General features: G+C 59.6%; 26 protein-coding genes. 5 read left to right on the forward strand and 21 right to left on the reverse strand.

Features of this window, described 5'->3' with window-relative positions:
- The first annotated feature begins 67 nt into the window (after nucleotides 1-67).
- The gene (gene mqo / locus F8N66_RS11110) at nucleotides 68-1714 is read left to right on the forward strand and encodes a malate dehydrogenase (quinone) (protein ID WP_150770906.1); all 1647 of its coding nucleotides are present in this window, start codon (nucleotides 68-70) and stop codon (nucleotides 1712-1714) included.
- A gap of 228 nt (nucleotides 1715-1942) precedes the next feature.
- Here the strand turns inward: mqo and F8N66_RS11115 are convergent, their stop codons facing one another.
- The 18 genes from F8N66_RS11115 to F8N66_RS11200 all read right to left on the reverse strand — a co-directional run bounded on the left by F8N66_RS11115 (nucleotide 1943) and on the right by F8N66_RS11200 (nucleotide 19491).
- Complete coding sequence (locus tag F8N66_RS11115) at nucleotides 1943-2272, reverse strand: antibiotic biosynthesis monooxygenase family protein (RefSeq protein ID WP_150770214.1); 330 nt, start codon at nucleotides 2270-2272, stop codon at nucleotides 1943-1945.
- Between the two features lie 41 nt (nucleotides 2273-2313).
- The gene (locus tag F8N66_RS11120) at nucleotides 2314-3288 is read right to left on the reverse strand and encodes a zinc-dependent alcohol dehydrogenase family protein (protein WP_150770215.1); all 975 of its coding nucleotides are present in this window, start codon (nucleotides 3286-3288) and stop codon (nucleotides 2314-2316) included.
- A 62-nt stretch (nucleotides 3289-3350) separates the two neighbouring features.
- Complete coding sequence (locus F8N66_RS11125) at nucleotides 3351-3653, reverse strand: ArsR/SmtB family transcription factor (RefSeq protein WP_150770216.1); 303 nt, start codon at nucleotides 3651-3653, stop codon at nucleotides 3351-3353.
- Between the two features lie 333 nt (nucleotides 3654-3986).
- Nucleotides 3987-4406, reverse strand: a complete 420-nt coding sequence (locus F8N66_RS11130; RefSeq protein ID WP_150770217.1) for a hypothetical protein — start codon at nucleotides 4404-4406, stop codon at nucleotides 3987-3989.
- A gap of 214 nt (nucleotides 4407-4620) precedes the next feature.
- A complete protein-coding gene (locus F8N66_RS11135) occupies nucleotides 4621-4956 on the reverse strand; it encodes a hypothetical protein (RefSeq protein WP_224790460.1) in 336 nt (111 codons plus the stop codon).
- Between the two features lie 324 nt (nucleotides 4957-5280).
- Nucleotides 5281-6321 carry an alpha/beta hydrolase family protein gene (locus F8N66_RS11140; protein WP_150770219.1) on the reverse strand — a complete coding sequence of 347 codons (1041 nt, stop codon included), beginning with the start codon at nucleotides 6319-6321 and terminating at the stop codon, nucleotides 5281-5283.
- Between the two features lie 138 nt (nucleotides 6322-6459).
- On the reverse strand, nucleotides 6460-7266 hold the full coding sequence (locus F8N66_RS11145; RefSeq protein WP_150770220.1) for a lytic transglycosylase domain-containing protein: 807 nt from the start codon (nucleotides 7264-7266) through the stop codon (nucleotides 6460-6462).
- Nucleotides 7267-7425: 159 nt separating this feature from the next.
- Entirely contained in the window at nucleotides 7426-8214 is a 789-nt protein-coding gene (locus F8N66_RS11150; protein ID WP_150770221.1) for an SDR family oxidoreductase, read from the reverse strand.
- A 60-nt stretch (nucleotides 8215-8274) separates the two neighbouring features.
- Nucleotides 8275-9822, reverse strand: coding sequence for an amino acid ABC transporter permease/ATP-binding protein (locus tag F8N66_RS11155; protein WP_150770222.1), 1548 nt, complete (start codon nucleotides 9820-9822; stop codon nucleotides 8275-8277).
- A 64-nt stretch (nucleotides 9823-9886) separates the two neighbouring features.
- Nucleotides 9887-10681, reverse strand: coding sequence for an ABC transporter substrate-binding protein (locus F8N66_RS11160; RefSeq protein ID WP_150770223.1), 795 nt, complete (start codon nucleotides 10679-10681; stop codon nucleotides 9887-9889).
- Nucleotides 10682-10727: 46 nt separating this feature from the next.
- Entirely contained in the window at nucleotides 10728-11795 is a 1068-nt protein-coding gene (locus F8N66_RS11165; protein ID WP_150770224.1) for an isopenicillin N synthase family dioxygenase, read from the reverse strand.
- Between the two features lie 14 nt (nucleotides 11796-11809).
- Nucleotides 11810-12661: a sugar phosphate isomerase/epimerase family protein gene (locus F8N66_RS11170; RefSeq protein ID WP_150770225.1), complete on the reverse strand. Its 852-nt coding sequence runs from the start codon at nucleotides 12659-12661 to the stop codon at nucleotides 11810-11812.
- A 335-nt stretch (nucleotides 12662-12996) separates the two neighbouring features.
- The gene (locus F8N66_RS11175) at nucleotides 12997-13662 is read right to left on the reverse strand and encodes a hypothetical protein (protein WP_150770226.1); all 666 of its coding nucleotides are present in this window, start codon (nucleotides 13660-13662) and stop codon (nucleotides 12997-12999) included.
- 130 nt (nucleotides 13663-13792) lie between these two features.
- Nucleotides 13793-14680 carry a serine hydrolase domain-containing protein gene (locus tag F8N66_RS11180; RefSeq protein WP_150770227.1) on the reverse strand — a complete coding sequence of 296 codons (888 nt, stop codon included), beginning with the start codon at nucleotides 14678-14680 and terminating at the stop codon, nucleotides 13793-13795.
- 181 nt (nucleotides 14681-14861) lie between these two features.
- Nucleotides 14862-16127: an MFS transporter gene (locus F8N66_RS11185; RefSeq protein ID WP_150770228.1), complete on the reverse strand. Its 1266-nt coding sequence runs from the start codon at nucleotides 16125-16127 to the stop codon at nucleotides 14862-14864.
- A gap of 33 nt (nucleotides 16128-16160) precedes the next feature.
- Entirely contained in the window at nucleotides 16161-17231 is a 1071-nt protein-coding gene (locus F8N66_RS11190) for a sugar phosphate isomerase/epimerase family protein (RefSeq protein WP_150770229.1), read from the reverse strand.
- 112 nt (nucleotides 17232-17343) lie between these two features.
- Nucleotides 17344-18849, reverse strand: a complete 1506-nt coding sequence (locus F8N66_RS11195) for a PLP-dependent aminotransferase family protein (RefSeq protein WP_150770230.1) — start codon at nucleotides 18847-18849, stop codon at nucleotides 17344-17346.
- A 246-nt stretch (nucleotides 18850-19095) separates the two neighbouring features.
- Complete coding sequence (locus F8N66_RS11200) at nucleotides 19096-19491, reverse strand: Rid family hydrolase (RefSeq protein ID WP_150770231.1); 396 nt, start codon at nucleotides 19489-19491, stop codon at nucleotides 19096-19098.
- Nucleotides 19492-19632: 141 nt separating this feature from the next.
- Here F8N66_RS11200 and F8N66_RS11205 point away from each other — a divergent pair, with 141 nt between their 5' ends.
- Nucleotides 19633-20562, forward strand: a complete 930-nt coding sequence (locus F8N66_RS11205; RefSeq protein WP_150770232.1) for a LysR family transcriptional regulator — start codon at nucleotides 19633-19635, stop codon at nucleotides 20560-20562.
- A gap of 156 nt (nucleotides 20563-20718) precedes the next feature.
- Here F8N66_RS11205 and F8N66_RS11210 read toward each other — a convergent pair whose 3' ends face one another.
- On the reverse strand, nucleotides 20719-21528 hold the full coding sequence (locus F8N66_RS11210; protein WP_150770233.1) for a helix-turn-helix transcriptional regulator: 810 nt from the start codon (nucleotides 21526-21528) through the stop codon (nucleotides 20719-20721).
- A gap of 97 nt (nucleotides 21529-21625) precedes the next feature.
- On the opposite strand from F8N66_RS11210, the gene F8N66_RS11215 reads away from it, so the two are divergent.
- The 3 genes from F8N66_RS11215 to F8N66_RS11225 all read left to right on the forward strand — a co-directional run bounded on the left by F8N66_RS11215 (nucleotide 21626) and on the right by F8N66_RS11225 (nucleotide 23606).
- A complete protein-coding gene (locus F8N66_RS11215) occupies nucleotides 21626-22582 on the forward strand; it encodes a threonine dehydratase (protein WP_150770234.1) in 957 nt (318 codons plus the stop codon).
- 187 nt (nucleotides 22583-22769) lie between these two features.
- Nucleotides 22770-23168 carry a hypothetical protein gene (locus F8N66_RS11220; protein WP_150770235.1) on the forward strand — a complete coding sequence of 133 codons (399 nt, stop codon included), beginning with the start codon at nucleotides 22770-22772 and terminating at the stop codon, nucleotides 23166-23168.
- 42 nt (nucleotides 23169-23210) lie between these two features.
- The gene (locus F8N66_RS11225) at nucleotides 23211-23606 is read left to right on the forward strand and encodes a hypothetical protein (RefSeq protein ID WP_150770236.1); all 396 of its coding nucleotides are present in this window, start codon (nucleotides 23211-23213) and stop codon (nucleotides 23604-23606) included.
- A 77-nt stretch (nucleotides 23607-23683) separates the two neighbouring features.
- Here F8N66_RS11225 and F8N66_RS11230 read toward each other — a convergent pair whose 3' ends face one another.
- Entirely contained in the window at nucleotides 23684-24325 is a 642-nt protein-coding gene (locus F8N66_RS11230) for a DsbA family oxidoreductase (protein ID WP_150770237.1), read from the reverse strand.
- A complete protein-coding gene (locus F8N66_RS11235; RefSeq protein WP_224790461.1) occupies nucleotides 24322-24948 on the reverse strand; it encodes a flavodoxin family protein in 627 nt (208 codons plus the stop codon). The genes F8N66_RS11230 and F8N66_RS11235 overlap by 4 nt, the downstream gene beginning before the upstream one ends.
- Nucleotides 24949-25022 lie beyond the last annotated feature (74 nt).

The raw sequence follows: 25022 nt of genomic DNA on the forward strand, positions 1-25022 counted from the left end.
ACCTATCACCAACGATAGCGCTCATTCAGCGGCAGGGATAACCGTAGATTTGCGGGAGAAGCACACGATGAACACGAAAAAACTGAGACACATCCTTGCCGGTTTAACGCTGTCTTTTGGCGCTGTGCATTCCCACGCCGATGAGGCCAAAAAAGTGGATGTACTGCTGATCGGTGGCGGCATCATGAGCGCGACGCTGGGCGTGTGGCTCAATGAGTTGGAGCCGGGGTTTTCGATGGAGATGGTCGAGCGCCTCGACGGTGTCGCCCTGGAAAGCTCCAATGGCTGGAACAATGCGGGTACAGGTCATTCGGCATTGGCCGAGTTGAACTACACACCGCAGGACGAGAATGGAAAAGTCACGATTTCGAAAGCCGTTGAAGTCAATGAAGGCTTTCAATTGACCCGGCAGTTCTGGGCGTGGCAGGTCAGGCAAGGGGTGCTGAAGAACCCGCGTTCGTTCATCAATTCCACCCCTCACATGAGCTTCGTCTGGGGCGAGGCCAACGCCAGCTTTCTGAAAAAGCGTTATGAGGCGTTGCAGGCTAGCCCGTTGTTCCGCGGCATGCAGTACTCCGAAGACCCCGCCGTGATCAAAAAATGGGTGCCGCTCATGATGGAAGGGCGTGATTCGAAGCAAAAAGTCGCGGCCACGTGGAACCCCAATGGCACCGACGTCAATTTTGGAGAAGTGACCCGCCAACTGGTCGCTCACCTGCAAACCTCGCCGACATTTACCCTGAAGCTGTCAAGCGAAGTGCAGGACATCACGCGAAACGAGGACGGTAGTTGGCGGGTCAGCTACAAAAATCTGAAAGACGGCAGCAAATCCGCAACCGATGCCAGGTTCCTGTTCATCGGTGCGGGGGGTGGTGCGCTGAAGCTGTTGCAGAAATCGGGTATTCCCGAGGCCAGGGAGTATGCCGGCTTCCCAGTCGGCGGCTCATTCCTGGTGACAGAAAACCCGGCCATCACCCAGCGGCATCTGGCCAAGGCCTACGGCCAGGCATCGGTGGGTGCACCCCCCATGTCGGTTCCGCATCTGGATACCCGCGTGCTGGACGGTAAGCGCCTGATCCTGTTCGGGCCATTCGCAACCTTCAGCACCAAGTTTCTCAAGCAGGGCTCCTTTCTCGACCTGCTGAGTACCACCACGGTGGACAACGTGTGGCCGATGACGCGCGTCGGTATCAAACAATACCCCCTGGTCGAGTACCTGGCTGGCCAGCTGATGCTGTCGGATGAGGATCGGCTCGATGCGCTGAAAGAATACTTCCCCAACGCCAAAGCCGAAGACTGGCATCTGTGGCAAGCAGGGCAGCGGGTGCAGGTGATCAAGCGTGACGAAGCTGCCGGTGGCGTGCTGAAACTGGGCACGGAGATTGTGACCTCCCGGGATGGCAGCATCGCCGGTTTGCTCGGTGCCTCGCCAGGCGCGTCGACCGCCGTACCGATCATGGTGAGCTTGCTGCAAACAGTCTTCAAAGACAAAGTCGCGACGCCCGCCTGGCAGGAGAAACTGCATCAGATCCTCCCGAGCTACGGCACCCAACTTAACGACGATCCGGCAAAAGTGGCCGAGGAGTGGGCCTACACCGCCAAGGTGCTTGAGCTGATGCCCCCACCGGCGATCAGTCAAGCCGCTGCGTCGATGGATGAAAAACAGGAGGCCAGGCCCAAGCACGAACAGGCAGCGGCTGACCTGGCTCTATGAATCACCCGGGCACGCATTGGCGTGCTCGGTGTCGCTGACCCGCAGACAAAAGCCCGCTGACCGTTAACAGTCAGCGGCTTTTTATCGAGTCGACAGACGCCCCAATCCCAGCGACGCGAGCCAAACCGCAACTGTCCGCTGCTGGCCAATAGTTGCCCGTCGCGAGAGGCAGAAAACGACCCATAGCGGTCACGACAGAAGCCTGTCGGCCAAAAGCAGTCAGTCGCTCTAGTCTACGATATCGGCAACTACCTGTTCGCCAGCCGAAAAAGCACCCCCTTCAATGTGGTAGACCCTCGGTTCTTCCGAAAAATATTCCTCCAGGCCCATCATGAATATCTGATGGTCTTCACTCTCTTCGAAGCCCGGCGTGTGATCCTTAAGTGAAGCCCAGCGCACTATCAGGTTGAACCGCTCGGGGCTTTCAATCCCTTGCGCGAGCAAGTGGCCGCCGTAACCCTTTGCACGGGTGAGCAGGGGAGCGACCTCGGCAAATGCACGTCTGAAACTTTCAATGCGTTCTTTGTGGACGGGGAGCAGAGCGATTTCATAAATCATGGCGTTCCTCTCATATGACTTGAACGGCTAAAAGTACGCACTCAGGAAATAAGCGATGGCTCGACTGCAATCGCGATTTTTCCTTGAATACCGTTGTTGGGGCTTTCCAGCCGGGCATGGGCGAGCGCCATGTCGGCAAGCGAATAGACAGCGCCAACGTGTGGCCGCAGCTGACCGCGCTCTACCAATGCGCTCAGCTCGTCAAGTTTGCCCCGGTTCTGTCTGGTGAAAACGAAGTGATAACTCGCGTTCTTGCCCCAGGCCTGAACAAGGTTCTGCGGCTGGGCAATGTCCACAATCGAGACCACTCGGCCGAGTTGAGCGAGCACGTCGGGACTGCGCGTCAACGTGTTGCCGCCGATGGTGTCGAACACCACATCGACTCCGCGGCCATCCGTTTCCCGATTGATGACGTCGACGTAATCCTCCTTTTCGTAGTCGATGACCACATCGGCCCCCATGCCTCGTGCGAACTCGAAGTGTGCCTCGCGCACGGTCGTGAAGACCCGCGCTCCAATGGCCTTAGCCACCTGGATCGCGATATGACCTACGCCTCCCGCGCCGCCGTGGATCAGGATGCTTTCTCCCACTCTGAGCGCTGCACGCCCGGTCAGCGCTTCCCAAACCGTACCGCCAACCAGGGTCAGGCTTGCCGCTTCGAGATGGGTCAGCGATGGCGGCTTCTTCCCGATAATGCTTTCGGCCGCAACGTGATATTCGGCATAACTGCCTGGCCCTTCAAATATCTGCGGGGTGTACCAGACTTCGTCTCCCGCAGCGAAGGAGGTCACCCCCGGCCCGACTTCCTCGACAACCCCCGAAACGTCGTGTCCGGTAATGGCCGGCAGTTGCACCAGGTCGGAATAATCGCCACGTCGAACCTGATAATCCAAGGGGTTGATGGAGGTTGCGTGTACCCGCACCAGGACTTGTCCCGCACCCGGCACTGGCTTGGGCACGTCGCAGAGTTCGAACGATTCCGGGCCGCCAAATGACTTAAGCATCAACGCTTTCATTGTGAATCCTCGTATCGACAAAAAGGGATATCGAGATATCTCGATATCATGCGGTAAAAAAATTAGAGATCTGTTCCTATGATCTCGGCGAGCGCACGGATAGTGGCTTCATTGCGCTTGTAGTAGGTCCACTGACCGATGCGCCTGACCTCGACCAGGCCCACTCGTTGCAGCGTTGCAAGATAACCAGACACCGTTGACTGCGATAGCCCGATGCCTTCTTGAATACTACTGACGCAGACCCCCACCGTGAGAACGTCTCCTTCATCCTGCGCAGGGAAGTTCTTAACGGGGTCCTTCAGGCCTTTCAGGATTTGAAGGCGTGTAGGGTTGGAGAGGGCTTTGAATATTTCGAGTAATTCCATGAGTGGAGAATATCGAGATTTATCGATATGTCAATACGAGAACCAGAATAGGGCGAAATAGCCAGGGCGATGATTTTTCCCCGGGGGCTTTTTGGCGATAGGTTGAAATGGCGTCGGTCGACCGGTTGAATCCACAGTCGATTGCTGCCCGTCACGACAGGCCGCCTCTCACTAGCCTGTCGATAAGTGTCTTATGGGCAATCGCCAGGCTTTCTTCGAATGATTTGTATCCGATGAAGCATTGGCTTTTTGGGGGCAAGCTGCATGGCAAACACCTGAATGCGATCCCGACTTCTCATTCACAGGATTACGTAAGTGCCCCTCACAATGTGCTTACACCGATACATCAACGCTCCCACGAGCCAGCAGCCACTCCTGATAAACCGCAGCGCTGGTAATCGATAGGGCGCCACTGTCAGCGTTGATCGCTTTCTCGTTCGGGCGTCCGATCTTGATCTGCGGCTGAAGGTTTTCCGGCACAGGCGAAGCGTCGCTTTTGCTGATGGACTGCACATCGGGCAGTTCGATAGAGTTGCCTTTCGCGTCGTATGTGGCCGAATCCGGATCAAATTTGAAGCGTGCTTTGAGCTGTTCCAGATCGCGTTCTGACTCGCGAAAACTTTTATCGATCTGTGCCTGGACGTCCGCTGTCGCGCTGGCGACCTCGATCCTGCCGGCGGTCACCTTGCCACTCTCCAAAGACTTTCTGAGCCCATCCAAGTAGGGCAGAGGAGGTAAGTTGCTTCCGATCATTTTGACGCTCCCTGGTTGGTCACCAAATAGCAGAGCAAAAGTCAGGCCATTCGCTTAATGACCTGTTTTCCGGACTTTGACGGGTCGTTGAGGGAAGTCGGTAGCACTCGTTGGCCGAGAGCGGCAATACATCGCCGTAGGTTGCTCATGGCCGGTTGCCTGCTACCAACGACAGAAAAGCCCGCTCAATGGCGGGCTTCGTAATCGGCTTTTGCTATGGCGTGTGGCCAAAACCCTTGCGCAGTTCCTCTTCCAGCTTCCGACACGCATCTGCCATTACGCTTTTTCCGAATGCCGGGCCGGAGTAGCTGTCTACTTCCTGGCGGCATAGATCGACGGCATCCTGGGCCTGCATGCTTTCCTTGTCTTTCAGGGTGTCTGTGACATAAAAGCCGAAAGCCCAGTACAAGGTGAAGGCAATAGTGATTCCGACGAGGACCTTGTTAACAGGGCTCATTCTCCCTTTTGACGGTAGTGGCCCCCCTGGCGCAATCCCTATTTTCCGGCTGAGGCCGGATTGGCAGTGTTTGCATAAAATGGCTCCAGCCATGATGACTTCCGCGCAATAGGGACAACACTTTTTTCCAGCCTCCACAGATGAAACTCCTTTTTCAAAATCACGATTTTATCATCCTGAGGAGCGCACAAAGGTGTCTCTGTTCTCCATCACCACAATCAGGTGGCCGATGGATGCACAGCCCAGTGCATCATCTCTTCGGCAATGAAGTGATTGATACTTCCATGTAGGTGACTCCGTTTGCTCAGTAAAACGTGGGCTTTGGCAAGAAATATTGGCGCGCTGTTTCCCGTGAGCAGTGCAGCAACGGGTATTGTCGTTGCTGAAAAGCCACTTTCAGGCCGAGAGAACCCGTTTTCAGTTGCGAAATGATTGCGCCAGAAACTCGGTGATCAGCGATGCAATCTGCTGCTGGATCAACACCCGCGGTCGAGCGTTGGCGCCATCCCGACAAATGACGCTATCGCCGGGTGCATCTTCTTCGAGCAACGCCACCGCGCCAGGTTTGCAGATCGACAAAAAACTGAAATGGCTGGCGTCCTTGATCTCGACGTAACGATTCGTCGCCGCAGGCAAGCGCTTGGCCAGGTCGGCGGACTCCAACCGCGCGGGGAGATCTTCAGAGGGCGCGCCCGCCGCGATCACCAGTATCGGCACCGGCAAGGCCGCCAGACTTTCATCGGTCATGCCGCGCGACAGGCCCAGGTCCAGGGAAACGATAGCGGTGACACGTTTGTCGCTCAGATCGGCGAGTAGCAGGGCTTTCGATGCCGGAGTGCTGTCGGGGTTGATCTGTTTGTAAACGCTGCAGGGGGCCAGTTGCGGGTTGATGACGCAGTCCTGGGTAAAACGGTCGGGATCGAATCGGGCACCGGCGATTTCCAGGGCGGTCCAGCCGCCCAGTGAGTGACCTACCACTGCAATTTGACCTTTGGCCACTGAGCCAAAGTGTTCTGGCTGGGCGATGACGGCATCGATGGCCCGTTGCAGGTCGACGGGACGCTGCCACAACTGCGCTGCGGCCTTGGGGTTGCGATCGCGGGTGGTCGTGCCGGGGTGGTTGACCGCCGCGACGATGTAACCCTGATGGACCAGTGCACTGGCCAGCCATGACTGGTTCCCCCAATTACCGCGAAAACCGTGGGAGAGCACCACCAATGGATGCGCGCCAGCGGCCGGGGGAGCATCGCGGACGGCGAGGGCACCTTCAAACACCGGAGTATCAGCGATCAATTGCGGTGTGGCAGCGGTTGCAGTCGGGTACCAGACGACCAACTCCAGCGGGCGGTCATTTTGCTTGTCTGGCAACGTCGAGGCCCGGAAGCCGATGGGGTTATCGCCAGCGAATGCGTTTACGTTAATAGAGATAAGGAGTAATACGCCGAGCACTGTTTTCATTATTTTTATCTTCCTTGATGGGATCTGCGTCGATTGGACGCGATCAGGTGCGCGGGAAACATATCAGCCATAGTGTCGGAACGCACGGCCATTCCCCGCCCGTTGTATTGCCTGTTGCGGGATATGCGCCCCAAGGTATTAGCGATGGTTGCGATAGCGTTCGGTCAATGACTGCACGAGGGTGACGTAGGATTGCGTCTCGGCGTAGGGAGGCACCCCGTTGTACTCGATCACGGACGCTTCGCCGGCGTTGTAACCGGCCAGTGCCAGCCGCTGGTTGCCGTTGAAGCGTTTTAGCAGCCAGGCCAGGTAGCGCACGCCGCCACGAATGTTCTGTCGTGCATCGAACGGATCGTCCACGGCGAAACGTTCGGCGGTGGCGGGCATCAACTGCATCAGACCCTGGGCGCCGGCTTCGGAAATGGCGTTGGGGCGGAAGGCCGATTCGGCATGTATCACCGCGCGGACCAGCGCCCCGTCGACACCATAAAGACCTGAAGCGGCGTCGATCTCCCGTCGATAGGATTGAGTGTCCAGGCGCAGTGAGGTGACCTTGAAGTCCTTGGGCGCCATGCACAGATAGCAGCCCTTGATGTAATAGAGCTCAAGGACATCGACCCGTGCGGAGATCCCTTCGGGGCGCCGGCTCACATATTGACGGGTACCCTTGTGGATGAAGGTCCACACCCGAATCCGTACCGCGCCTGAGTCGTCGTCCCGCACAACGCGTGGCAGGGCCATTGCCTTGGTGCCGGCACCGGCGTCCGCCATGCCGTTCAGGCGAGTGCAACGGGCGCTGGCGATGGCCTGGCGGGTGTAGCTGATGGCGCCGTCCCTGGCCTGGCACTTGAACATGGCGCTGGCGCACAGTGGGGCGGCCAGCAAGGCCAGCCCGATGCAGCCAGGAAGGCTCTTGCGAGCCCATTGCCATGCTCTGGAACTCATCACATCGCTCCGCGCCACAGGCGCCGATCAGGCCTGGGGCGCCCGCCCGGGCGCTGCCTCAGGAGGGCCTATAGTGGGAGGCCCGCCTTTTGTTCTGATAGTTATACCCCTTGTAACCGGCCCTGGAACCTGTGTTGACGTACGGGCTGCCGGCGGTCGTCACTGGCTGGAGCGAATGGCCCCGCCATCGATCAACAGGTTCTGCCCGGTGATGTAGCCCGCCTGGCTGCTGCAAACAAAGGCACACAGCGCGCCGAATTCCTCGGGTGAGCCAAACCGCTTGGCCGGGATTTCCTGGCGGCAGTCTCTGAGGAAGGCCTCGCTGTCTTGTCCTGATTCCTCGGCCGCCGCGATCAGGTTGTCGCGCAGTCGATCGGTGTCGAAAGAACCCGGTTGCAGGTTGTTGATCGTCACATTGCGGCTGGCGACCTGTTCTTGCCGGGCAAGCCCGGCGATGAACCCCGTCAGGCCACTGCGCGCGCCGTTGGACAGGCCCAGGCTTTCAATGGGCGACTTCACGGCACTCGAGGTGATGTTGATGATTCGGCCAAAACCGCGAGCCGCCATGCCGTCGACCGTTGCCTTGATCAGCTCGATCGGGGTGAGCATGTTGGCGCCCAGCGCCTTGAGCCAGGCGTCGCGGTCCCATTCGCGGAAGTCCCCGGGAGGAGGGCCGCCCGCGTTGTTGATCAGGATATCGAAGTGCCCGTGGGCCTGGAGGGCGGCCGCCCGGCCTTCAGGCGTCGAAATGTCCCCGGCGACGGCGATGACCGTCACTTCAGGATTGCTCGCCCTGAGTTCACGGGCTGTTTCATTCAGCGTCTGTTCGCCACGTGCGGTGATCACCACGTTCACACCTTCGTTGACCAGTGCCTGGGCGCAGGCTTTGCCCAGGCCTTTGCTGGCGGCGCAGACCAGCGCCCAGCGTCCTGCTATTCCAAGGTTCATGCGTGTTTTCCTGAATGACGGAAGCTCATAAAAAAGGGTTGCTCATTGCAGGGCCCATGCTCACGCATGATCCACGGTGGTCGACAGGCTCGGCGATTGGGCACTGATCCCCATGAAGCGCCGAACGCGCTCGCCTTCGGCATCGCAGCGGATGGTTTCAGGCGCGGCATCCAGTTGGATATAGCCGTTCTCCATGAACACGACCCGGTCGGAGATCGACATGGCGAAGTCCATTTCGTGGGTGACAATCACCATGGTCATGCCTTCATTGGCCAGGTCGCGTATGACGTTCAGCACATCGCCCACCAGTTCCGGGTCGAGCGCCGACGTCGGCTCGTCGAAGAGCATGATGTCCGGCTCCATGGCCAGCGCCCGGGCGATCGCCACGCGCTGTTGTTGCCCGCCGGACAGCTGGTGCGGGTACTTGTGGGCATGGGCCAGCAGGCCGACCTTGTCCAGCAGCGCATAGGCACGGTGCTCGCTCAGCTCGCCCGGGCGGCCGTGGTAGCGCGGCGCCAGCGTGACGTTGTCGAGGATGGTGCGATGGGGAAACAGGTTGAAGTTCTGGAACACCATGCCAATGTGCCGCACGCCTTTGCGCAGGCGCGCGCTGTTGGGTTTGTCCGACGCCTCGATGAAGGTCTCGCCGAACAACCGGATGTCGCCCGTATCGATACTTTCCAGGCCGTTGACGGTGCGGATCAGCGAGGTCTTGCCGGAGCCGGAGGGGCCGATGATCGAGATCACCTGGCCGTATTCGACATTCAGGTCGATGCCCATCAGCACTTTGTGCGTGCCATAGCTCTTCTGGATGTTTTTGAGTTGCAGGATCGGCGTTGCGTTGTTGCCCGCGGCCTTGCGCGCATTGTCGGGCAGGGCTTCGGCGCAGGCCTTGAGCTTGGCCACGGCGGCGGCGTCGAGGGTGTGCGGCTTGCGGAAGTTCAGGTCCAGGTAGCGCTCCAGGCGCTGCAGGAAAAAGCCGAACACGGTGACGATCAGCACGTAATACACCGCCACCGCCGCCAGGGTTTCCATGACCAGGAAGTTGGTGGCATAGAGGCGCTGGCCGACCGTGAGGATTTCGGTCAGGGAGATGACCGAGACCAGCGACGTCAGCTTGACCACGGTGATGTATTCATTGATCAGGGTAGGCAGCGAGATACGGAAAGCCTGGGGGATCACGATCAGGCGCTGCATGCCGAACAGGCCGACGCCCAAGGCGCGACCGGCTTCCTTCTGGCCCTTGGCCACGGAGATCAGGCCGCCACGATGGATTTCCGCCATGTAGGCCGCTTCCGTCACCACCAGCGCCAGCAGGCCGGAGTAGAAGGGGTTGGACAGGATCGGCCCGCTGCCGGGAAACAATTGCGGTAGGTTGTAGACGAAGACCACCAGCACCAGCAACGGGATGCTGCGGAAGAACCAGATATAGACCGCCGCGGGAAACCGCAGCAAGGGTGATTGGGACAGCTTGGCGGTCGCCAGGACAAAGCCCAGCAGCATGCCGATGAACCAGGCCAGGGCACTGAGCTGGACGACCGTGACACAGGCCTTCCAGAAGTCCGGCAGGGAGAACAGCGAGTAGAAATAAGACCAATCGAATTGCATAGGGCACCTCAATCTGCCGCCCCGATGCAAGGGCGGCAGATGACCAGACTACAAGGACACGTACTTAGTGAGCAGTCGGTTCTTCCAAGCCGTACTTCTTGAGAATGGCGGCGTACTCACCACTCTTTTTGCTCTCTTCGAACGCTTTTTGCACGGCCTGGAACGTTTCGTCGTTGCCTTTCTTGACGAAGATACCCAGGGTTTGCTGATAGATCGGGTGCTCGGTGGTGATCACGACCCGGCCATTGGTCTTTTCCGCGATCATTTTTGCGGCGCCGGCGATTTCAACCTGGGCCTGAATGTTTTTCGACAGCAGGGCCTGGGTCACTTCGGGGGCCGAAGGGTACTCGCTGACGGTGATGGCGCCTTTGTTGTTCGGCACGCAGTATTCATCGGAGAGCTTCTTGAATTCCTTGACCCAGGTGGTGCCCTGTTCCAGGCCCAGTTTCAGGCCGCACAGGTCTTCAGGTTTTTTCGCGTTGATTTCGCTGCCCTTGGGCACCATGACCGCCGCACCGGTATTGGCGTAGGCGATGGTCTGGGCCTGGGTCTGGCGCTCGGGGGTGATGTACATGCCGGAAATGATCGCGTCGTATTTTCCGGAGTTCAGGCCCAGGATCAGGCTCGGGAACTTGGTGTCGACGAACTCGACCTTGGCATTCATGTGCTTGGCCAGGCTCGTGGCCAGCTCCGGGTCCGAACCCACGACGTTTTTGTCCTTGTCATAGGACTCGAAGGGCGGGTAGGTGATTTCCATGCCGACCTTGAACGTGTCTGATGCGGCCATGCTCACCGAGGCACCGAGCATGCCGGCTGCCAATACAGCCAGGCCCAACAGGTTCTTTTTATTGTTTTTCATTATTTACTGACTCCGGCGTAGGTAAGGGTTTAGCTGAAAACTTCAATCAGGACGGTTGGACCTGATTTTTCAAATGTCCGAAACTGGCGGGCTTGCGTGCCTTGCCTGGCAGTTGAACCTCCCCATTGGCCACCCTCTGGCGCAGATACTGATAGGTCTGCAGCGCCTGGCCGTACATGTGTTCGCCGATGGTGATTTCTTCGTAATCCTTGCCGTCCTGGGCGAAGGCGGGCAGTGGCTTGATCTGGGTGTGGTAGTCGCAGGCGTAAAACAGCGGGAAGGAATAACGCTCCTCACTCACGCTGCGTACCCGGTGCGCGGTGGCAACGAAGGCGCCCGCCGTCATGACTTCCAGCATGTCGCCGATGTTCACCACAAAGGCATTGTCGATCGGCGGGGCATCGATCCATTGACCCAGATCGTTCATCACCTCAAGGCCGGGCTTGTCGGCCAGGAGGATGGTGAAGCACTCGTAATCGGTGTGGGCGCCAATACCCGGTGCGTCATGGGCGGCACCGTCGAAGGGGTAGTGGATCAGGCGCAGCTTGGACGGCGGCCGGGTGACCATGCTGTCGAAATAGTTTTCTTCCAGGCCTAGGGCGAGGGCGAAACCGCCGAACAAGCGCCGGCCCAGGGCGAAGATCGCTTCATAATACGCCTGTACCGACGCCTTGAAATCCGGCAGCTGCGGCCAGTCATTGGGCCCCAGCAATGGCGTGTTGGCCAGCACCAGCGGGTCATCGGCCTGAACTTCGAAACCGACGTCGAAGGCTTCCTTGTGGTCCGGCTTGCCCTTGGCATAGACCTCTTCGCCTTCGGGTACGAAGCCCTTGTGGGTTTTCGAGGTGCCGATGTAGTGCTGCATCTTGGTGTCGAAAGGCTGGTCGAAAAAGTCCTTCGCCGCCTTGCGCAGGTTGCTGATCAGCTGCGGGTCGATCCCGTGATCGGTGATATAGAGGAACCCGACATCACTGGCGGCGCGCCCCAATTGTTCGGCCACGGCCAGGCGGTGTTCCAGCTCAAAGCTGAACAGACCGGCGATGTTGACCACCGGGATGCTTTTGAAGTTGGCTGTGTGTGTGTCAGTGCTGCTGTTGTTTTTATTGTCCGGCATGACGCATCGGCTCCCTAAGGGTGGCTGGAGGGGTGGAAACGCTCGAAGTGTTCGCGTTCGGTCTGGCCCATCCACACATTCAAGGACCACAGGTCCGCGACCGGGACATTGGTGAAAGGCAGATGATGCAGGTAGCCGTCGGCGCCGAATTCCGGGGTCAGGGTGCTGACCTGATAGCCGCGGGCTTGCTGCGAGCGCCAGATGCTTTCCCAGTGCTGCTGATGGAAAGCCAGTTCCTTGGCGTATTCAGGCGCCGCCGGGTGCGGAACCTGCGGGCCCTGGTCATAGCCGACCCGGGCCTGGATATGGTGAACCCGTTCGACGAAGGCGCTCAGGTCATCCGCCGGGTCATTCAACAGGCGTTCGCAGGTCACGACCCAATGGCTGATGTCACTGGTGAACAACAGATCGGGCAGTTGCCGGATCAACTCCAGGGTCACCCATGGGTTGAACAGCGAGCGCGAGCGGTGGGTTTCGAAACTGCAGACCTGGCCGTGCTTGCGCGCCAGCTCCAGTGCCTGGCCGAAGAACTCCACCTGCTGTGGCAAGGACCAGCGATCATTGCCCGCCAGCACGTTGACGAAACGCGGGCCGAGTTCGGCGGCCCAGGCGAGTTTCTGGTCGAGGTCATTGAGGTGGACGGCCGGGCTTGCCGACTGGTCCGGCAGCACATCGTAGGCGGTGAAGACCGTGCTGATGTAGCCCAGGCGATTGGCCTGCAGGAAGGCGGCGAACTCAGCCCGTTCACGGGCCTCCAGAGGCAGGCGCGCCTCCATGCCATCAAAGCCGGCGTGCAGCAACTCTTCAAGCGCCTGGGCCTTGCTGGCGGTGTAGCCCCACAGCGTGCGGAAAATTTCCAGCTTCATTGGTGATCCTCAAAAATCGTTAGGCGTACTGCAAACCTGTTTCGACGGAGCCAGTAGACGATCAATGGCCAGCAACGGCTGTGGCCAGTGCGCTGTGGCATCGATGTTAGGCACAGGCGATGGCGCGAAAGAATCTGAAAACTCAAATCAATACTTCAGACTTTCATCAACAAATAGCTGGCTACTTATCTCGGATTTCAGGCGGGATTTGAGCGGTGAGAGAGTGTCTACGTTGGGCGCTGGCGAGGGGTGCCATTGTTACGGCATCATTTTGAAGAGTGGCAAGCGAGTCGCGGTCCTCCGCTGGCGCCTTGCTCGTGGTTTGGCAGGGCTGCTTACTCGGTGGTCGTGATGAGCCAGAGCGGGGCTGACGACTTCTTGGTCGTGGCGACCTCGGCGCAGTAGTCCTTGGCCTGGAAGTGCCTGGCGGCACGTGAAGCGGGCACCGGTACCCAGCGCACATTGAGCAGCGTGCCCACCGAGGACTCCTTGACCCGGGTATTGGCGTCGTCGCGTTCGGTATAGGCGGCGGTGATCTTGCCAGGCACGCGCTGGTCGTCGAGCGGCCAGCCGCACACCATCGTGTAGAGCGGCGTGGCCTTGGGGTCCAGCGGGAACTTCGCCGGCTTGACGATGCGCTGAGCCGTCATCTGCTGCATCGAAGGCAGGTATTCGACCCAATGCAGCAGCTGCACCTCGCCCGACTCGAACCAGCCGAAGACCGCCATGCCACCCGCCGGCACATCACCGCTGTCTGGTGTGGCCCGATTGATGAAGGTCGCCATGACCGTGTACTTGCTGTCTGCAAGATCGCGGCGGAAGTAGTTGCCGGCGATCAGCGACGTCGCGATCGGCGTGTCGTCCGTGTCCTCGGCCAGGACCGGTGCCGCACCGAGCAAGGTGCCGAGGCTGAGCGCCGTGGCAGCAAGGGCGGCTGCCGTGACCCATGTCCCGCCGTGCGATCGCCAGCCTCGGGTGCTCATGTGTGGGTAGGCGTTCATCGTCCCTCCGGCCGCGCGGGTCGTCTGTTCATCGCCGACGGGCGACGCCACCGGTAAATGTAGTGCGGTGCCCGGGTCTGCGCGATTGCGCCTCGTGGCCGTACGTCCGGAAAGGGCCGATTGCAGTCTGTCACTCAGGGTTGAGTAGTAGCCCCGACAATTGTTTGGCAACGAGGGATTCGACGCTGCCCTCACTGGCACCCGCTTCAAACACCGCGCAACACGCCGATGAGTCACCGTCGCCGGCGCGGTAAACGGCAATCACACTGCCAGGCCCGCCGCCGGTGTGCCCGCACAGGGACAAGCCGCCTTCAACCGTGCCCTGCATGACACCCAGGCCATACCCCGGTGTGATCCATGGGCGACCGGGCATCGGCCCGCCCAGGGTTCGCGGTGTCTGCATTTGCTGGAGCAGATCGGCGGGGAGGAGGTGCCCGCTGAGCAGTCGATCCAGAAACAGCGCCGCCTGGGAAACCGCGCCGATCAGCAAGCCGTGATAGACCCAGCCGGGATCGTAGTTCGAGGTGGTTGCACCGCAGGTCTCTTGCAGGTCCGCCCGCGTCCTGGCGAAGCATACGCCCGAGAGGCCCAAGGGGCTGAGTGCCCGTTGACTCACGGCATCTTCCAGCGTCAGATCCGTCAGCCGTTCAATCAGTCTGCCAACGAACAAGTAGCCAACGTTGGAATATCGCCAACCGCTGCCGGGGCTGTATCGAAGTCGGCCAGCCTCAAGGCGTTGCATCATTTCATCCGCCGACCAGGCCGCTTCATGGTTGGCCACGGCGGCGTGGTATGGCGCCAGTTCGCCGTAGTCGGCGAGACCGGCCTCATGCCGCAGCAGCTGGCGCAACGTGAACGGCTGGCCAGCAATCGGCTCGTCCAGGCCGACCCGCCCATCACGCACCAGGGACAGGGCCGTCACGGCCAGGACTGTCTTGGTGAAACTCCACCAGGGAATCTTCGGTTCTGACGGGGCGGGCGTGACTGAATGACCATTCGATACGAGTGAACTCAGCATGGACTTCCCTGGCGTGATGAGCGGATCGACAGCCCGACACGATATCCCATTCCCCCTTGTCCGAAAGACTGCAACCTCAGGTCGAGCCCTTTTTTGCGGCTATTGACTATCATTCAGCCGCTGTTGGAGCCGCATCGCCTCAATGACAGACGATTCCTCCTCCTGGCGCCCCCGCCGATGATCAGGCTTGCGCCGCGCTGATCCCGCCAGTGGCCATGGATTTTTTGCGTACCGCCTGATAGAGAAGGCTGGACACCATGAAGCCGGCAATGGCCAGTAGGCTCATCAGGGTGAACACATAGTTGTAGCCCTGTTGACCTGGGAAGTGGTCGAGGATTGCGCCGTAGATGACGTAGGCAAACATGCCGGGTGCATAGCCGATCAGGCAACCGATGCCGAAGGCCGAACCGGTGATGTGCTGGGGAATGCCGACTTCGCCCATGGGGGCCCAGAACACGCCGCGCATGGAGAACACGATCAGGGCGAAGGAGAGGGTGGCCGCCATCCCCGCATAGATGAAGCCCGGGCTTTTAGGAATCAGCATGATCACGCCCATCAGCGGCAAAAGGGCCAGGAATGCCCACTTCAGGTAGCGACTGGTGCTCTTGAACTGTTTGTCGGCAATGAAGCCGCCGGCCGGCCCGCCGAGGATCTTCAGGAAATATTGGTTGATGATGCCGTAGGCGCCTACCAATGCCACAGGCAATCCGTACATTTCCTTGAGGTAAGGAATGAAATAGGTCAGGCCGCAGTAGACGATGTAGACCATGAACACGTTGAGGCTGACCAACCAGATACCCGGTACCTTGATCGCTTCAATCAGGTTCGCCAGACCATTTTTCGGCTTGGCGGCCGATTGCGCGTTGCCACCCTTGAGCAGGAACCAGGTCAAGGTGCCCGCCAGAATGTCGATGACCGAGTAGAACAGGATCGCCGACTTCAGGCCGGTTTCGCCCGAGCCCATGGCGACGAACACGCCCAGGGCAGAAAAGGCCACCAGCGTATCAACCACGCCACGCCCGCCTTCGAGCAGACCGAACAAACGGCCTTGCTCCTGATCGTCACCCAGGTTGCGGATGGCTTTGAGCAGCGATGGCCAAAACAGGCAGTCGGCACAGACAGCCAACAGGCTGAACACGATCAGCAAACTGCTGAAGGGCGGAAAGGTCGCCAGGTATAACCCCAGGCTACCGGTCCCGATCAGGCCGAGGGGGATCAGTTTGCGCGTGTCGTAGCGATCGGCGAGCAGGCCGCCAAGCACAAACAGGGCGGTGGCGATGATCGCGTTGGCACTGAGTAGCATGCCGATTTCAGTGTGGCTTAAACCCATGAATTCCTGCATGGGTACATAGAAGGCGTCCTTGAGGTTCGCCAGCTTGTAGATGGTGCCGCCACCGAGGATGAGGATCAGGAATCTGAGCCATTTGGCCTTGTTTTGGGTTGTCATTATTGTTCTCCGGGCGTAATCGGGTCGTCAGGATCAGGCGTTGGAAGCAGTGGCCAGTGTCAGTTCGGCCAAGGTGCGCAATTCGGTCAGCAAGCCACGGACATAGGCGATCTGGTTGTTCGCCCAGCGGTGTTCTCCGGCCAGCATTTGCTCAAGCGAGTAACCGTTCGGGAGTGGCGTTTCGCTCATCTCCCGGTAAGCAATGAAGGGATCGGTCGCCTCGATGCTCTGGCGGAAGGCCGGGGCCACGTAGTGGTTTTCCTGCTCGAAAATGAAGGCGACCACTTGCGGGCCTGATTCACCCAACATCAACAATTCGAACAGCATGCGGGCGCTGGGCAGATCGTCCTCGTCGCTGCCTTGCAACACACCGTAATGACCAAAGCCGTGTTGTTCGGGCACGATGCGCACACCTTTCATGTGCGTTTGGCGGATGTGCGGCGCCAGGTTTCGCAGGGCCTGCAGCGGCTGTTCGCAGGCATTGATCATGTTGCCGAAGTCGAACAGGGCATGCAGGCGAGGGTGGTTGAGGCGCGTGAGCAGTTGCGCAATTTCAGCGCTCTTGAGCTCCTCATGCTGTTCGAAGTCAAAGTACAGATCATGCCTGTCGGCCAGTTGCGCGAGGTAGTGCAGGTCGGTCTCGATCACATCCATGACCCGCGACAGCGTGCCCTCGTAGCGTGAGTAAACACGGATATTGCGCACCCCCAGCGCGAGGGCAATGGCGACCACCTGATCGACATCCGGTTTCAACGTGCTGCTGATTTCCAGGTGCACATCCAGCCCCAACGCCTTGGCTTTTGCGGCAAACGCCTGGAGTTGCGCGGGCGACATTTGGCTCAGGCTGTTTTCTTCGCCATCGAGCAGGTGCAGGCTCAAGCCTTGCAGCTCATGCCGATAGGCAAAGTCCAGCAGATCGGCAGGGGTGACACGACCGTGGGTGAGGTTGGTCAGTAGCGGATAGGCGTGGGCGAAAAGGCGCATTTGCCCGAGACGCTCAAGCAGCCGCCGGGCCAGTGCGTCCGACAGCACGGGAACAGTCCCGTGTTCGACCACTTTATGGCTCAGCAAGGCGTTGAATCGTTCCTGGATCTTATTGTTCATTAGAGTCGTTCCTGGTTCAGACACCGGGTCTACCGGCGCAGCCTTTATCGCGCCAGTCAGGAACTCTCGATAGATCCATTATCAGTTAATTCATAAGACCACTTGCCTCGCTTCAAGGGGGCGGTGGCAGATAACCCAATGTACGCAACGCCTGGGCCAGCGCCTCGACACGCTCGCGGGCCTGGTGTTCAGGGGTGCCGGCAAAGCCGATCAACAGGGCCGGCGGCCGTGCATGTTCGATGCGGTAGTCGCTCAAGGCGTAGGTGTGGATGTTGTGTCGGGCCAGTTGCCGGGCGAGGTCAGTGTCACTGACGTCGGGCGGCAGCCAGGCGATCAGGTGCATGCCGGCTTCCGTCGGCGTGATGGTGAAAAAACGGCCAATCTGTTTTTCCAGCTGTTCGACCAAGGCTTGCTGGCGCGCCCTGTACAGCGCACGCATGCGGCGGATGTGCCCCAGGAAGTGGCCTTCGCGCATGAAGTCCGCCGTTGTCGCCTGAAGCAGGGTAGGTGGACTGCGATCCATGACTGCGCGCAGGGTGCAAAAGGGTTCGACCAGGGCCTGCGGCAAAATCACATAACCCAGCCTCAGTGATGGAAACAGCACTTTGCTGAACGTTCCGACGTAAATCACCCGGGCCATCTGATCCATGGCATACAACGCCGGAATCAGGCGGCCGCTGTAGCGAAACTCACTGTCGCAATCGTCCTCGATGATCCAGCTCTGATGTTGCGCCGCCCAGTCGATGAGTGCCTGGCGTCGGGCATAACTGAGCGTGACACCCAGAGGATGCTGGCGCGAAGGCGTGCAAAACACCAGTCGGGCCTCGGGGCATTCGGTCAAGCCTTGCTGGACATCGATCCCCTGTTCATCGATACGCAGCGGTACCACCTGCGCCCCCTGGGCCTGCAACGCAATGCGCGCGGCGATGTGCCCCGGATCTTCCATCCAGACACTGTCCTGCGGGTTGAGCAGCAGCATGCCCAGCAGGTTGAATGCTTGCTGCGCGCCGGAAACGATCACCACTTGGTCGGCTTTGCAGTCGATGCCGCGAGCATCGAAGACGTATTCGGCAATCGCTGTGCGAAACGCCTGCAAGCCTTGTAACTCTCCATAGCCCAGGATGGCCTTGGTTGGCTTGAGCAGATGACGGTTCATCAGGCGTCGCCAGATCGCCTGTGGGAATGCGTCATACGTGCTGTGGCTGGGCAGGAAGGAACTCGGGGTCGCGGGGTCCCAGTCGGCATAGGACACCCCACGAAAATGATCGCTGCGCAGCGACAGCATCGATTGGCTCAAGTCTGACAGGCGCGGTGGCTGGCGCGGTTGCTCGTCTTCGATCCCCCGGCTTTCCCAGTCAGTGCCGACATAGGTACCGGCGCCAGTGCGCGAGGCCAGGAAGCCTTCGGCTATCAGTTGATCGAACGCATTGAGAATGGTGATCCGCGATAACCCCAACTCTTCGCTCAGCGTCCGGGTCGACGGCAGGCGCACGCCCCCCTGGATTCTGCCGTAGAGAATCTGCTTGCGAATCTGCAGATACAGCTGGCGATACAACGGGATGGCACTGGCGCGATCCAGCTCGATAGCCGACAGCAGCAAACCGGCGGGGGACTTCATGACGTGCTCGTTCAAGGGAAATGGGCGTTGGCCTGAAACCGTCAGGCAATGGGAGTCAAGGGTAGCGAGCGATACCCGATAAGTCATCCGTCGCCCACAAGTCGTCGTTCAGGTCCAGTTGAGGCAGCGGCAAGCAGGGCGGCAATACTGGACGGAGTTCTCCAGTAGCGATGGTTGGATGGGGCCATCTTGTGACACGGGCCGTCCTGTTTGCCATCCCGCTATCCTGCTGGAAGGGGGCCGAACCTACTGCGGCAGTCTGGCAATCACCTTGATCTCGAAGTCGAAGCCGGACAGCCAGGTCACGCCGATAGCGGTCACCGTCGGGTAGGGTGCTTCACCCCAGTACTCGGCCGCTACCTCCCAGATCGTTTCGAATGTCGAATCGGGGTCGACCATGAAGATGGTGGTGTCGACCACATCCTCGAAACGACTGCCGGCTGCAGCCAGGATCGCGTTGAGGTTGGCAAAGGCCAGGCGTACCTGTGCGGCGAGGTCCGGTTCGGCCGAGCCATCCTTGCGGCTGCCGACCTGACCGGAGACGAACAGAAAACCGTTGGAGCGAATCGCCGGCGAGTAGCGGTGCAGCTCGTACAGTGCATGGCGGTCGGGCGGGAAAACGACATCACGTTTGCTGGTCATTGCATAGCTCCTTCAGGGCCATCGCGGCCCGTTGTTTACGATGCCACCACTGTAAAAAAACTGGCCGGCGCTGATAAACGGGCAACACTGTTCATGACTGTTTGTAGAATCCAAACAATCCAGACCCGAGTGAGATGTGAAATGGACCGTTTCGATGCGATGCAGGCCTTTGCCCGAGTAGTGGAAACCGGCAGCTTCACCAAGGCGGCAGCCACCCTGCACATGAGCAAGACCAGCGTGACGCAGCTCGTCCAGCAGCTGGAAGCGAGGCTGCGCGTGCGCCTGCTCAACCGGACCACACGCAAGGTCAACGTCACCGCCGATGGCGCGGCCTACTACGAGCGTGTCATTCGGCTGCTGGCGGATATGGACGACGCAGAGACCAGCCTGTCCAGCGCGTCGATGACACCGCGCGGGCGGCTGCGGGTGGATGTGCCCAGCCCGCTGGCGCGAATCCTGCTGATCCCCGCCTTGCCGGGGTTCTACGCACGCTATCCGGAAATCCAGCTGACCATGGGCGTGAGCGATCGCATCGTCGACATCATTGGCGAAAACGTCGACTGCGTGGTGCGGGGTGGCGAGATCACCGATCAATCCCTGGTGGCCAGGCATGTCGGCGATCTGGAACTCGGCATCTATGCCGCGCCGGGCTACCTGCAGCGCGTCGGCACGCCGGCGCACCCACGGGAGCTGGAGGAGAGCAGGCACAGCACCGTTGGCTTTCTCTGGTTTCGTACAGGAAAAGCATTGCCCTATGCGATGCAGCGGGGCGAGGAGCACATCGAGGTCCAGGGCCGCCCGCAGCTGACGGTCGACGACGGCAATGCGTACCTCGCCGCCGGTCTGGCTGGCCTGGGCATGCTCTGGCTACCGCAGTACATGGCCAAGCCGCACCTGGCCAGCGGCGAGCTGCTGCCGCTGTTCGAGGACTGGCACATGGCGCCGATGCCGATGTATCTGGCATTCCCGCCCAATCGCCATGTCAGCGCCAAGTTGCGGGTATTTATCGATTGGATAATGGAATTGATGGCCGAGCATGCGCCGGTGCGTCACCGCCCGAATCAATCGTGACGATGCCACACCCGCATGGGCGTGTACCGTCGAGGGTGACAGTCAGCAACGCTTGGTAAAAAGCCTTGAGGTTCATTGATTCGCGTCAAGCAAGCCTCTTTGCTGTCGGTGTTTCTGGAATGGGTTCACAGCTAGGCTTTTTACTAACACGAGGCCTTAACCCCTGCGCAACTGCACCGGGCTCAACCCCAGGCGCTGCCTGAACGTGGTCGCCATGTGCGCCTGTGAGTTGAAGCCACAGCTGTGAGCGATCTCTGCCAGGCTGGCCGTGGAATCGCGGATCAATGCGCGGGCCTTGGCGAGGCGTCGGTCGATCAGGTAGCTGTGGGGGCTTTGCCCCGTCGCGGCCTTGAAGGCACGCATGAAATAGCCATCGGACAACCCCAGCAATCCCGCCATGTCCTGCACACCCAGCGGACCGTCGAGGCCGGCGGCGATGAACTCATCGAGCAGGCGCATCCGGCTGCCGGTGAGGGTGCCTTGAATGTGGTCCGACGCGCCTTCGTGGCCACTCGCCCGTTGCGCCAGGCCGAGTGCCCAGGCTTCCCAATCGTCCTCCACCGACGGCCTTAACAGCGCGGCGCGCATGCGCAGCGCGAGGGTAATGGCCTGCGGATCGATACGATTGTTGAACGCACGATCGCCCGGCAACGTCATGCCGTCGGTGCGCATGACCCGCAGGTATTCACCACCCTTGGGCGATTCGGACAACACGTCACAGCCGGCAGGGACGAACGCCAGGCCATTGGGCAGGGCATCGAAGGGCCGTACCCGATCGCTGCCGATGGCATGCAGGCCTCGCTGGCTGTCGAAGGCGAAGCCAATCGCCGACTGGGACGCGACATAGCGGGTCGCGTAGGCGGCGCCCGGCAGTAATTCGATCGCCCAGGGCCCGGCCTCGATACGACGGATCGGTTCAGCGGCAGGGGCAGGTTGAGGGCGGTTTCGATGGTTCATGAACCGCATAGTAGTGAAGAGCGGGGACAAAAGTCAGGTCAGTTTTTTGAAAGCCCGGGGCAGGCGCCCGTGTCTAGACTGGGCCAAGCCTTCAGGAGAACGACTCATGCACACACTGACTCGCGAAGATATCGAACAGGCCGCGCGCCACGTCTACCAGGTCATGCCGGCCACCGCCCAGTATCCATGGCCGTTGTTGGCCGAGCGGTTGGGTTGCACGGTGTGGGTCAAGCACGAAAATCACACGCCGACCGGAGCGTTCAAGGTGCGTGGGGGCATTACCTTCATGCACTGGCTCAAACGCGAGCACCCCGGCATCCAGGGGATTGTCACCGCGACCCGTGGCAACCACGGCCAGAGCCTGGCGCTGGCCGCCGGCGCGCTGGGTTTGCGGGCGCTGATTGTGGTGCCGCAAGGCAACTCGGTGGAAAAGAACAACGCCATGCGCGCCTTCGGTGGCGAAGTGGTCGAGTGCGGTCGCGACTTCGATGAGGCCCGGGAAGAAGCCGCGCGCCTGGCGCACGAGCATGGCCTTTATCTGGTGCCGCCATTCCACACCGAACTGGTCAAGGGCGTGGCCACTTATGCGCTGGAGCTGTTCATGGCGGCGCCGGACCTGGATACCGTCTATGTGCCGATTGGCTGTGGCTCGGGCATCTGCGGGGTGATCGCCGCCCGCGATGCACTGGGCCTGAATACCCGGGTGGTGGGCGTGGTGTCCACGGAGGCTGAAGCCGCGAAGTTGTCCTTTGAAACGGGAGAACTGTGCGAAACCGCCTCGGCGAACACCTTTGCCGACGGCCTGGCCGTGCGCAAGCCCATACCCGAGGCCTTTGCCGTCTACGCGGCGGGTGCCCAGCGCATCGTATCCGTCAACGAGGAGCAGATTGCCGAGGCCATGCGCGTGTATTACACCGATACCCACAATCTTGCAGAAGGGGCGGGTGCGGCAGCGTTGGCGGCACTGATTCAGGAGCGCGAATCGATGTCGGGAAAACGGGTGGGGGTGATTTTATCCGGCGGCAATGTTGATCGATCGGTGTATGCGAAAGTGATCGGGTGAGAAACTAAAGTCGATATACCGTGAACTAACTTTATTGTGTCCGGATAGTTTACATGTTTGAAGAGCGCAGCTGATTTCAATGGCTGCGCTATTAACTTTATCGTGAATCATTATATTCGTGAGCTGTTGCCTGACTACTCTCAACTTGTGGATCCCATTTCGCTAAAAGTGAAAAAGGCTGGAAGTTATGAGTAAGCTACTCCTTTGCGCGGCTGTCTTCCTGTGTATGGCTGGTTGCTCTTCTTCGGGGCACCAGGCCGCAGCCGACGCCCACGCCGATGCGCCGGCGAACGCGAAACAGCTCAGTGGCAGCGAGATCAACTCCACGGTCGTAGGGCGCAAACACTCCAGTGTCACCTCCACCGGATATCCTTTTTCTGAAACGCTGAACCCTGATGGAACTTCAATGATTCAAATTTCCAGCGAGCCGATGCAATCAGGTACTTGGGTTATTACAGAAGACATCATCTGTGTCAGCTATCAAAAATATGGCAAGGAATGCAATAAGGTACTGAGCGACGGGGTCACGATCTGGTTTGTTGATAGTGTGAAAAATACAACAAACAACAAGTTCACTGCTCATTAAACGGGTGGTGGTTTTGGCGTGTGGCATCAGCCGAGGTGCGGCATGAATATTCGGTATTGCAGTTGTTTCTTGCTTGCGCTGATCCTGTCCGGTTGCGCTTCAAACGCGGGCAATACGGTCAAGCCGGTTACCGCATCGGCGGTGGCGCTGGATGATGATCAGGTCCGCAGCACCCTGATCGGGAACAAACTGAATAACATCGGTACGTCGGGCTTGCCCTATTCGCTGAGTTTCAATGCCGATGGCACCGACATCTTCAAGATGTCCGGCAATCCACCGGAAACGGAGCGCTGGACGGTCAAGGACGGCGTGATTTGCTTCACGTCGGCGAAGATTTCCAAAGAGTGTTATCGACTCAAGAAGGACAAGGATGATTACTGGCTGGTGCATCCGGACACGGGGGCCGTGCATTACCACTACACGCTGACGCCTCAGTAACGCCAAGAATAAAACGGTCACCGCAGCAAAAGGTGGAGTTCTGCGGCGACCCAAAAAAGGCTAAGTCAAACGCTGCCTCAAGAAATGATCTTGCGCAGGGCCTGCTCGTAGTAGTCCGCCGATTGCGCGCCGGAAATGAGTTGACGGCCGTTGACCACCACCGCAGGCACCGAGTGAATACCGCGCCGGGTAAAATGGGACTCGCGTTCGCGCACTTCATCGCTGTACAGCGCTGAAGAAAGTACCCTGCGGGCCTGATCCTCGGACAAGCCCACGCCGCTGGCGATATGAGCCAGGGTCCCATGGGAACTGATGTCCTGGCCCAAGGTGAAGTAAGCCTTGAAAAGGGCATGGGCGAGCGGGCGTTGCAGCCCTTCAATGCCGGCCCAGAACATCAGCCGATGGGCATCGAACGTATTGTAGAAATGGGTTCGCTTATCAAAATCGAAGTGAAACCCGACGCTGTTGCCGCCAGCGCGAATACTCGCCTGTCCCCTGGCGACGTCCGCGGCATTGCTACCGTATTTCTGCATGATGTGTTCAACGGCGTTCTGGCCGCCGTCGGGCATCTGCGGGTTCAACTCAAAGGGTTCGAAATGGATCTCGACCACGGCCTCACCTTCCAGCCGTTCGATTGCTTGCTCCAGGGCCCCCAGGCCGACTGCGCACCAGGGGCAGACAATGTCGGAGATGAAGTCAATGCGTATCGGCGTGCTCATCGCAAGTCCCCGGCTTTTTCAGCGAAGCGTTCGGCAAGCTGGCGACGACCCTCTACCAGTTCCCGGGCAACGCGGGCTACCCGGGCACCCAGGTGTTCTGCCGTCAGGATGTCGGGATGTTTGGGGGCGGTATCCGGTCCTTCATCGAAGTTGGACTGGGCACCGACGCCAATGAAGTAGCTGTCCCGGTTCAACATGTCTTCAGTGGTCGTCGAACTGTTGTGGCCAGGTGGCAGGCCGAGGTTGACCCAATGCATGGAATGCTGGGCGGCGAAAATGATCAGCTGTTGCAGCGTCGCCAGTTTGTCGCCGGAACGCGATGCCGCATTGGTAAAGCCCGCCGCCACCTTGTCGGCCCAGACGCCGCCCTTGGCGAATACTTTGTGGGATGTCGCGTCCATGAAAGTCTTGAACTGCGCCGAAGCACTGCCCATGTAAGTCGGGGTTCCGAAGATGATGGCGTCCACCTTCTCCAGCGCATCCCAGTGCTGGTCGATTTCCTCGACCTGCACCAGCAGGCTCTGTGTGCCTTCGACACTTTGCGCACCGCGCGCTACCGCCTTGGCAACATTGGCGGTGTGTCCGTATCCACTGTGATAGATGACAGCAACTTTCAGGGTCATTTGCGTGCTCAACGTTGGGTATCCCGCGACTGCCAACCCGCTGTAAAGGGTCGGCGACTGTTTTTCTAAACGCA

The sequence above is a fragment of the Pseudomonas fluorescens genome (assembly GCF_902498195.1).
In the GTDB taxonomy this organism is placed as follows: Bacteria; Pseudomonadota; Gammaproteobacteria; order Pseudomonadales; family Pseudomonadaceae; genus Aquipseudomonas; species Aquipseudomonas fluorescens_BU.

Bases quoted from the DNA above. Each gene is read 5' to 3' on its own strand.
- mqo (WP_150770906.1), top strand. From the start codon at position 68: ATGAACACGAAAAAACTGAGACACATCCTTGCCGGTTTAACGCTGTCT.
- F8N66_RS11220 (WP_150770235.1), top strand. From the start codon at position 22,770: ATGAGTAAGCTACTCCTTTGCGCGGCTGTCTTCCTGTGTATGGCTGGT.
- F8N66_RS11165 (WP_150770224.1), bottom strand. From the start codon at position 11,795: ATGCCGGACAATAAAAACAACAGCAGCACTGACACACACACAGCCAAC.
- F8N66_RS11145 (WP_150770220.1), bottom strand. From the start codon at position 7,266: ATGAGTTCCAGAGCATGGCAATGGGCTCGCAAGAGCCTTCCTGGCTGC.
- F8N66_RS11180 (WP_150770227.1), bottom strand. From the start codon at position 14,680: ATGCTGAGTTCACTCGTATCGAATGGTCATTCAGTCACGCCCGCCCCG.
- F8N66_RS11200 (WP_150770231.1), bottom strand. From the start codon at position 19,491: ATGACCAGCAAACGTGATGTCGTTTTCCCGCCCGACCGCCATGCACTG.
- F8N66_RS11160 (WP_150770223.1), bottom strand. From the start codon at position 10,681: ATGAAAAACAATAAAAAGAACCTGTTGGGCCTGGCTGTATTGGCAGCC.
- F8N66_RS11150 (WP_150770221.1), bottom strand. From the start codon at position 8,214: ATGAACCTTGGAATAGCAGGACGCTGGGCGCTGGTCTGCGCCGCCAGC.
- F8N66_RS11120 (WP_150770215.1), bottom strand. From the start codon at position 3,288: ATGAAAGCGTTGATGCTTAAGTCATTTGGCGGCCCGGAATCGTTCGAA.
- F8N66_RS11205 (WP_150770232.1), top strand. From the start codon at position 19,633: ATGGACCGTTTCGATGCGATGCAGGCCTTTGCCCGAGTAGTGGAAACC.
- F8N66_RS11140 (WP_150770219.1), bottom strand. From the start codon at position 6,321: ATGAAAACAGTGCTCGGCGTATTACTCCTTATCTCTATTAACGTAAAC.
- F8N66_RS11115 (WP_150770214.1), bottom strand. From the start codon at position 2,272: ATGATTTATGAAATCGCTCTGCTCCCCGTCCACAAAGAACGCATTGAA.
- F8N66_RS11175 (WP_150770226.1), bottom strand. From the start codon at position 13,662: ATGAACGCCTACCCACACATGAGCACCCGAGGCTGGCGATCGCACGGC.
- F8N66_RS11235 (WP_224790461.1), bottom strand. From the start codon at position 24,948: ATGACCCTGAAAGTTGCTGTCATCTATCACAGTGGATACGGACACACC.
- F8N66_RS11155 (WP_150770222.1), bottom strand. From the start codon at position 9,822: ATGCAATTCGATTGGTCTTATTTCTACTCGCTGTTCTCCCTGCCGGAC.
- F8N66_RS11215 (WP_150770234.1), top strand. From the start codon at position 21,626: ATGCACACACTGACTCGCGAAGATATCGAACAGGCCGCGCGCCACGTC.
- F8N66_RS11135 (WP_224790460.1), bottom strand. From the start codon at position 4,956: ATGGCTGGAGCCATTTTATGCAAACACTGCCAATCCGGCCTCAGCCGG.
- F8N66_RS11185 (WP_150770228.1), bottom strand. From the start codon at position 16,127: ATGACAACCCAAAACAAGGCCAAATGGCTCAGATTCCTGATCCTCATC.
- F8N66_RS11230 (WP_150770237.1), bottom strand. From the start codon at position 24,325: ATGAGCACGCCGATACGCATTGACTTCATCTCCGACATTGTCTGCCCC.
- F8N66_RS11130 (WP_150770217.1), bottom strand. From the start codon at position 4,406: ATGATCGGAAGCAACTTACCTCCTCTGCCCTACTTGGATGGGCTCAGA.
- F8N66_RS11170 (WP_150770225.1), bottom strand. From the start codon at position 12,661: ATGAAGCTGGAAATTTTCCGCACGCTGTGGGGCTACACCGCCAGCAAG.
- F8N66_RS11210 (WP_150770233.1), bottom strand. From the start codon at position 21,528: ATGCGGTTCATGAACCATCGAAACCGCCCTCAACCTGCCCCTGCCGCT.
- F8N66_RS11225 (WP_150770236.1), top strand. From the start codon at position 23,211: ATGAATATTCGGTATTGCAGTTGTTTCTTGCTTGCGCTGATCCTGTCC.
- F8N66_RS11195 (WP_150770230.1), bottom strand. From the start codon at position 18,849: ATGAAGTCCCCCGCCGGTTTGCTGCTGTCGGCTATCGAGCTGGATCGC.
- F8N66_RS11125 (WP_150770216.1), bottom strand. From the start codon at position 3,653: ATGGAATTACTCGAAATATTCAAAGCCCTCTCCAACCCTACACGCCTT.
- F8N66_RS11190 (WP_150770229.1), bottom strand. From the start codon at position 17,231: ATGAACAATAAGATCCAGGAACGATTCAACGCCTTGCTGAGCCATAAA.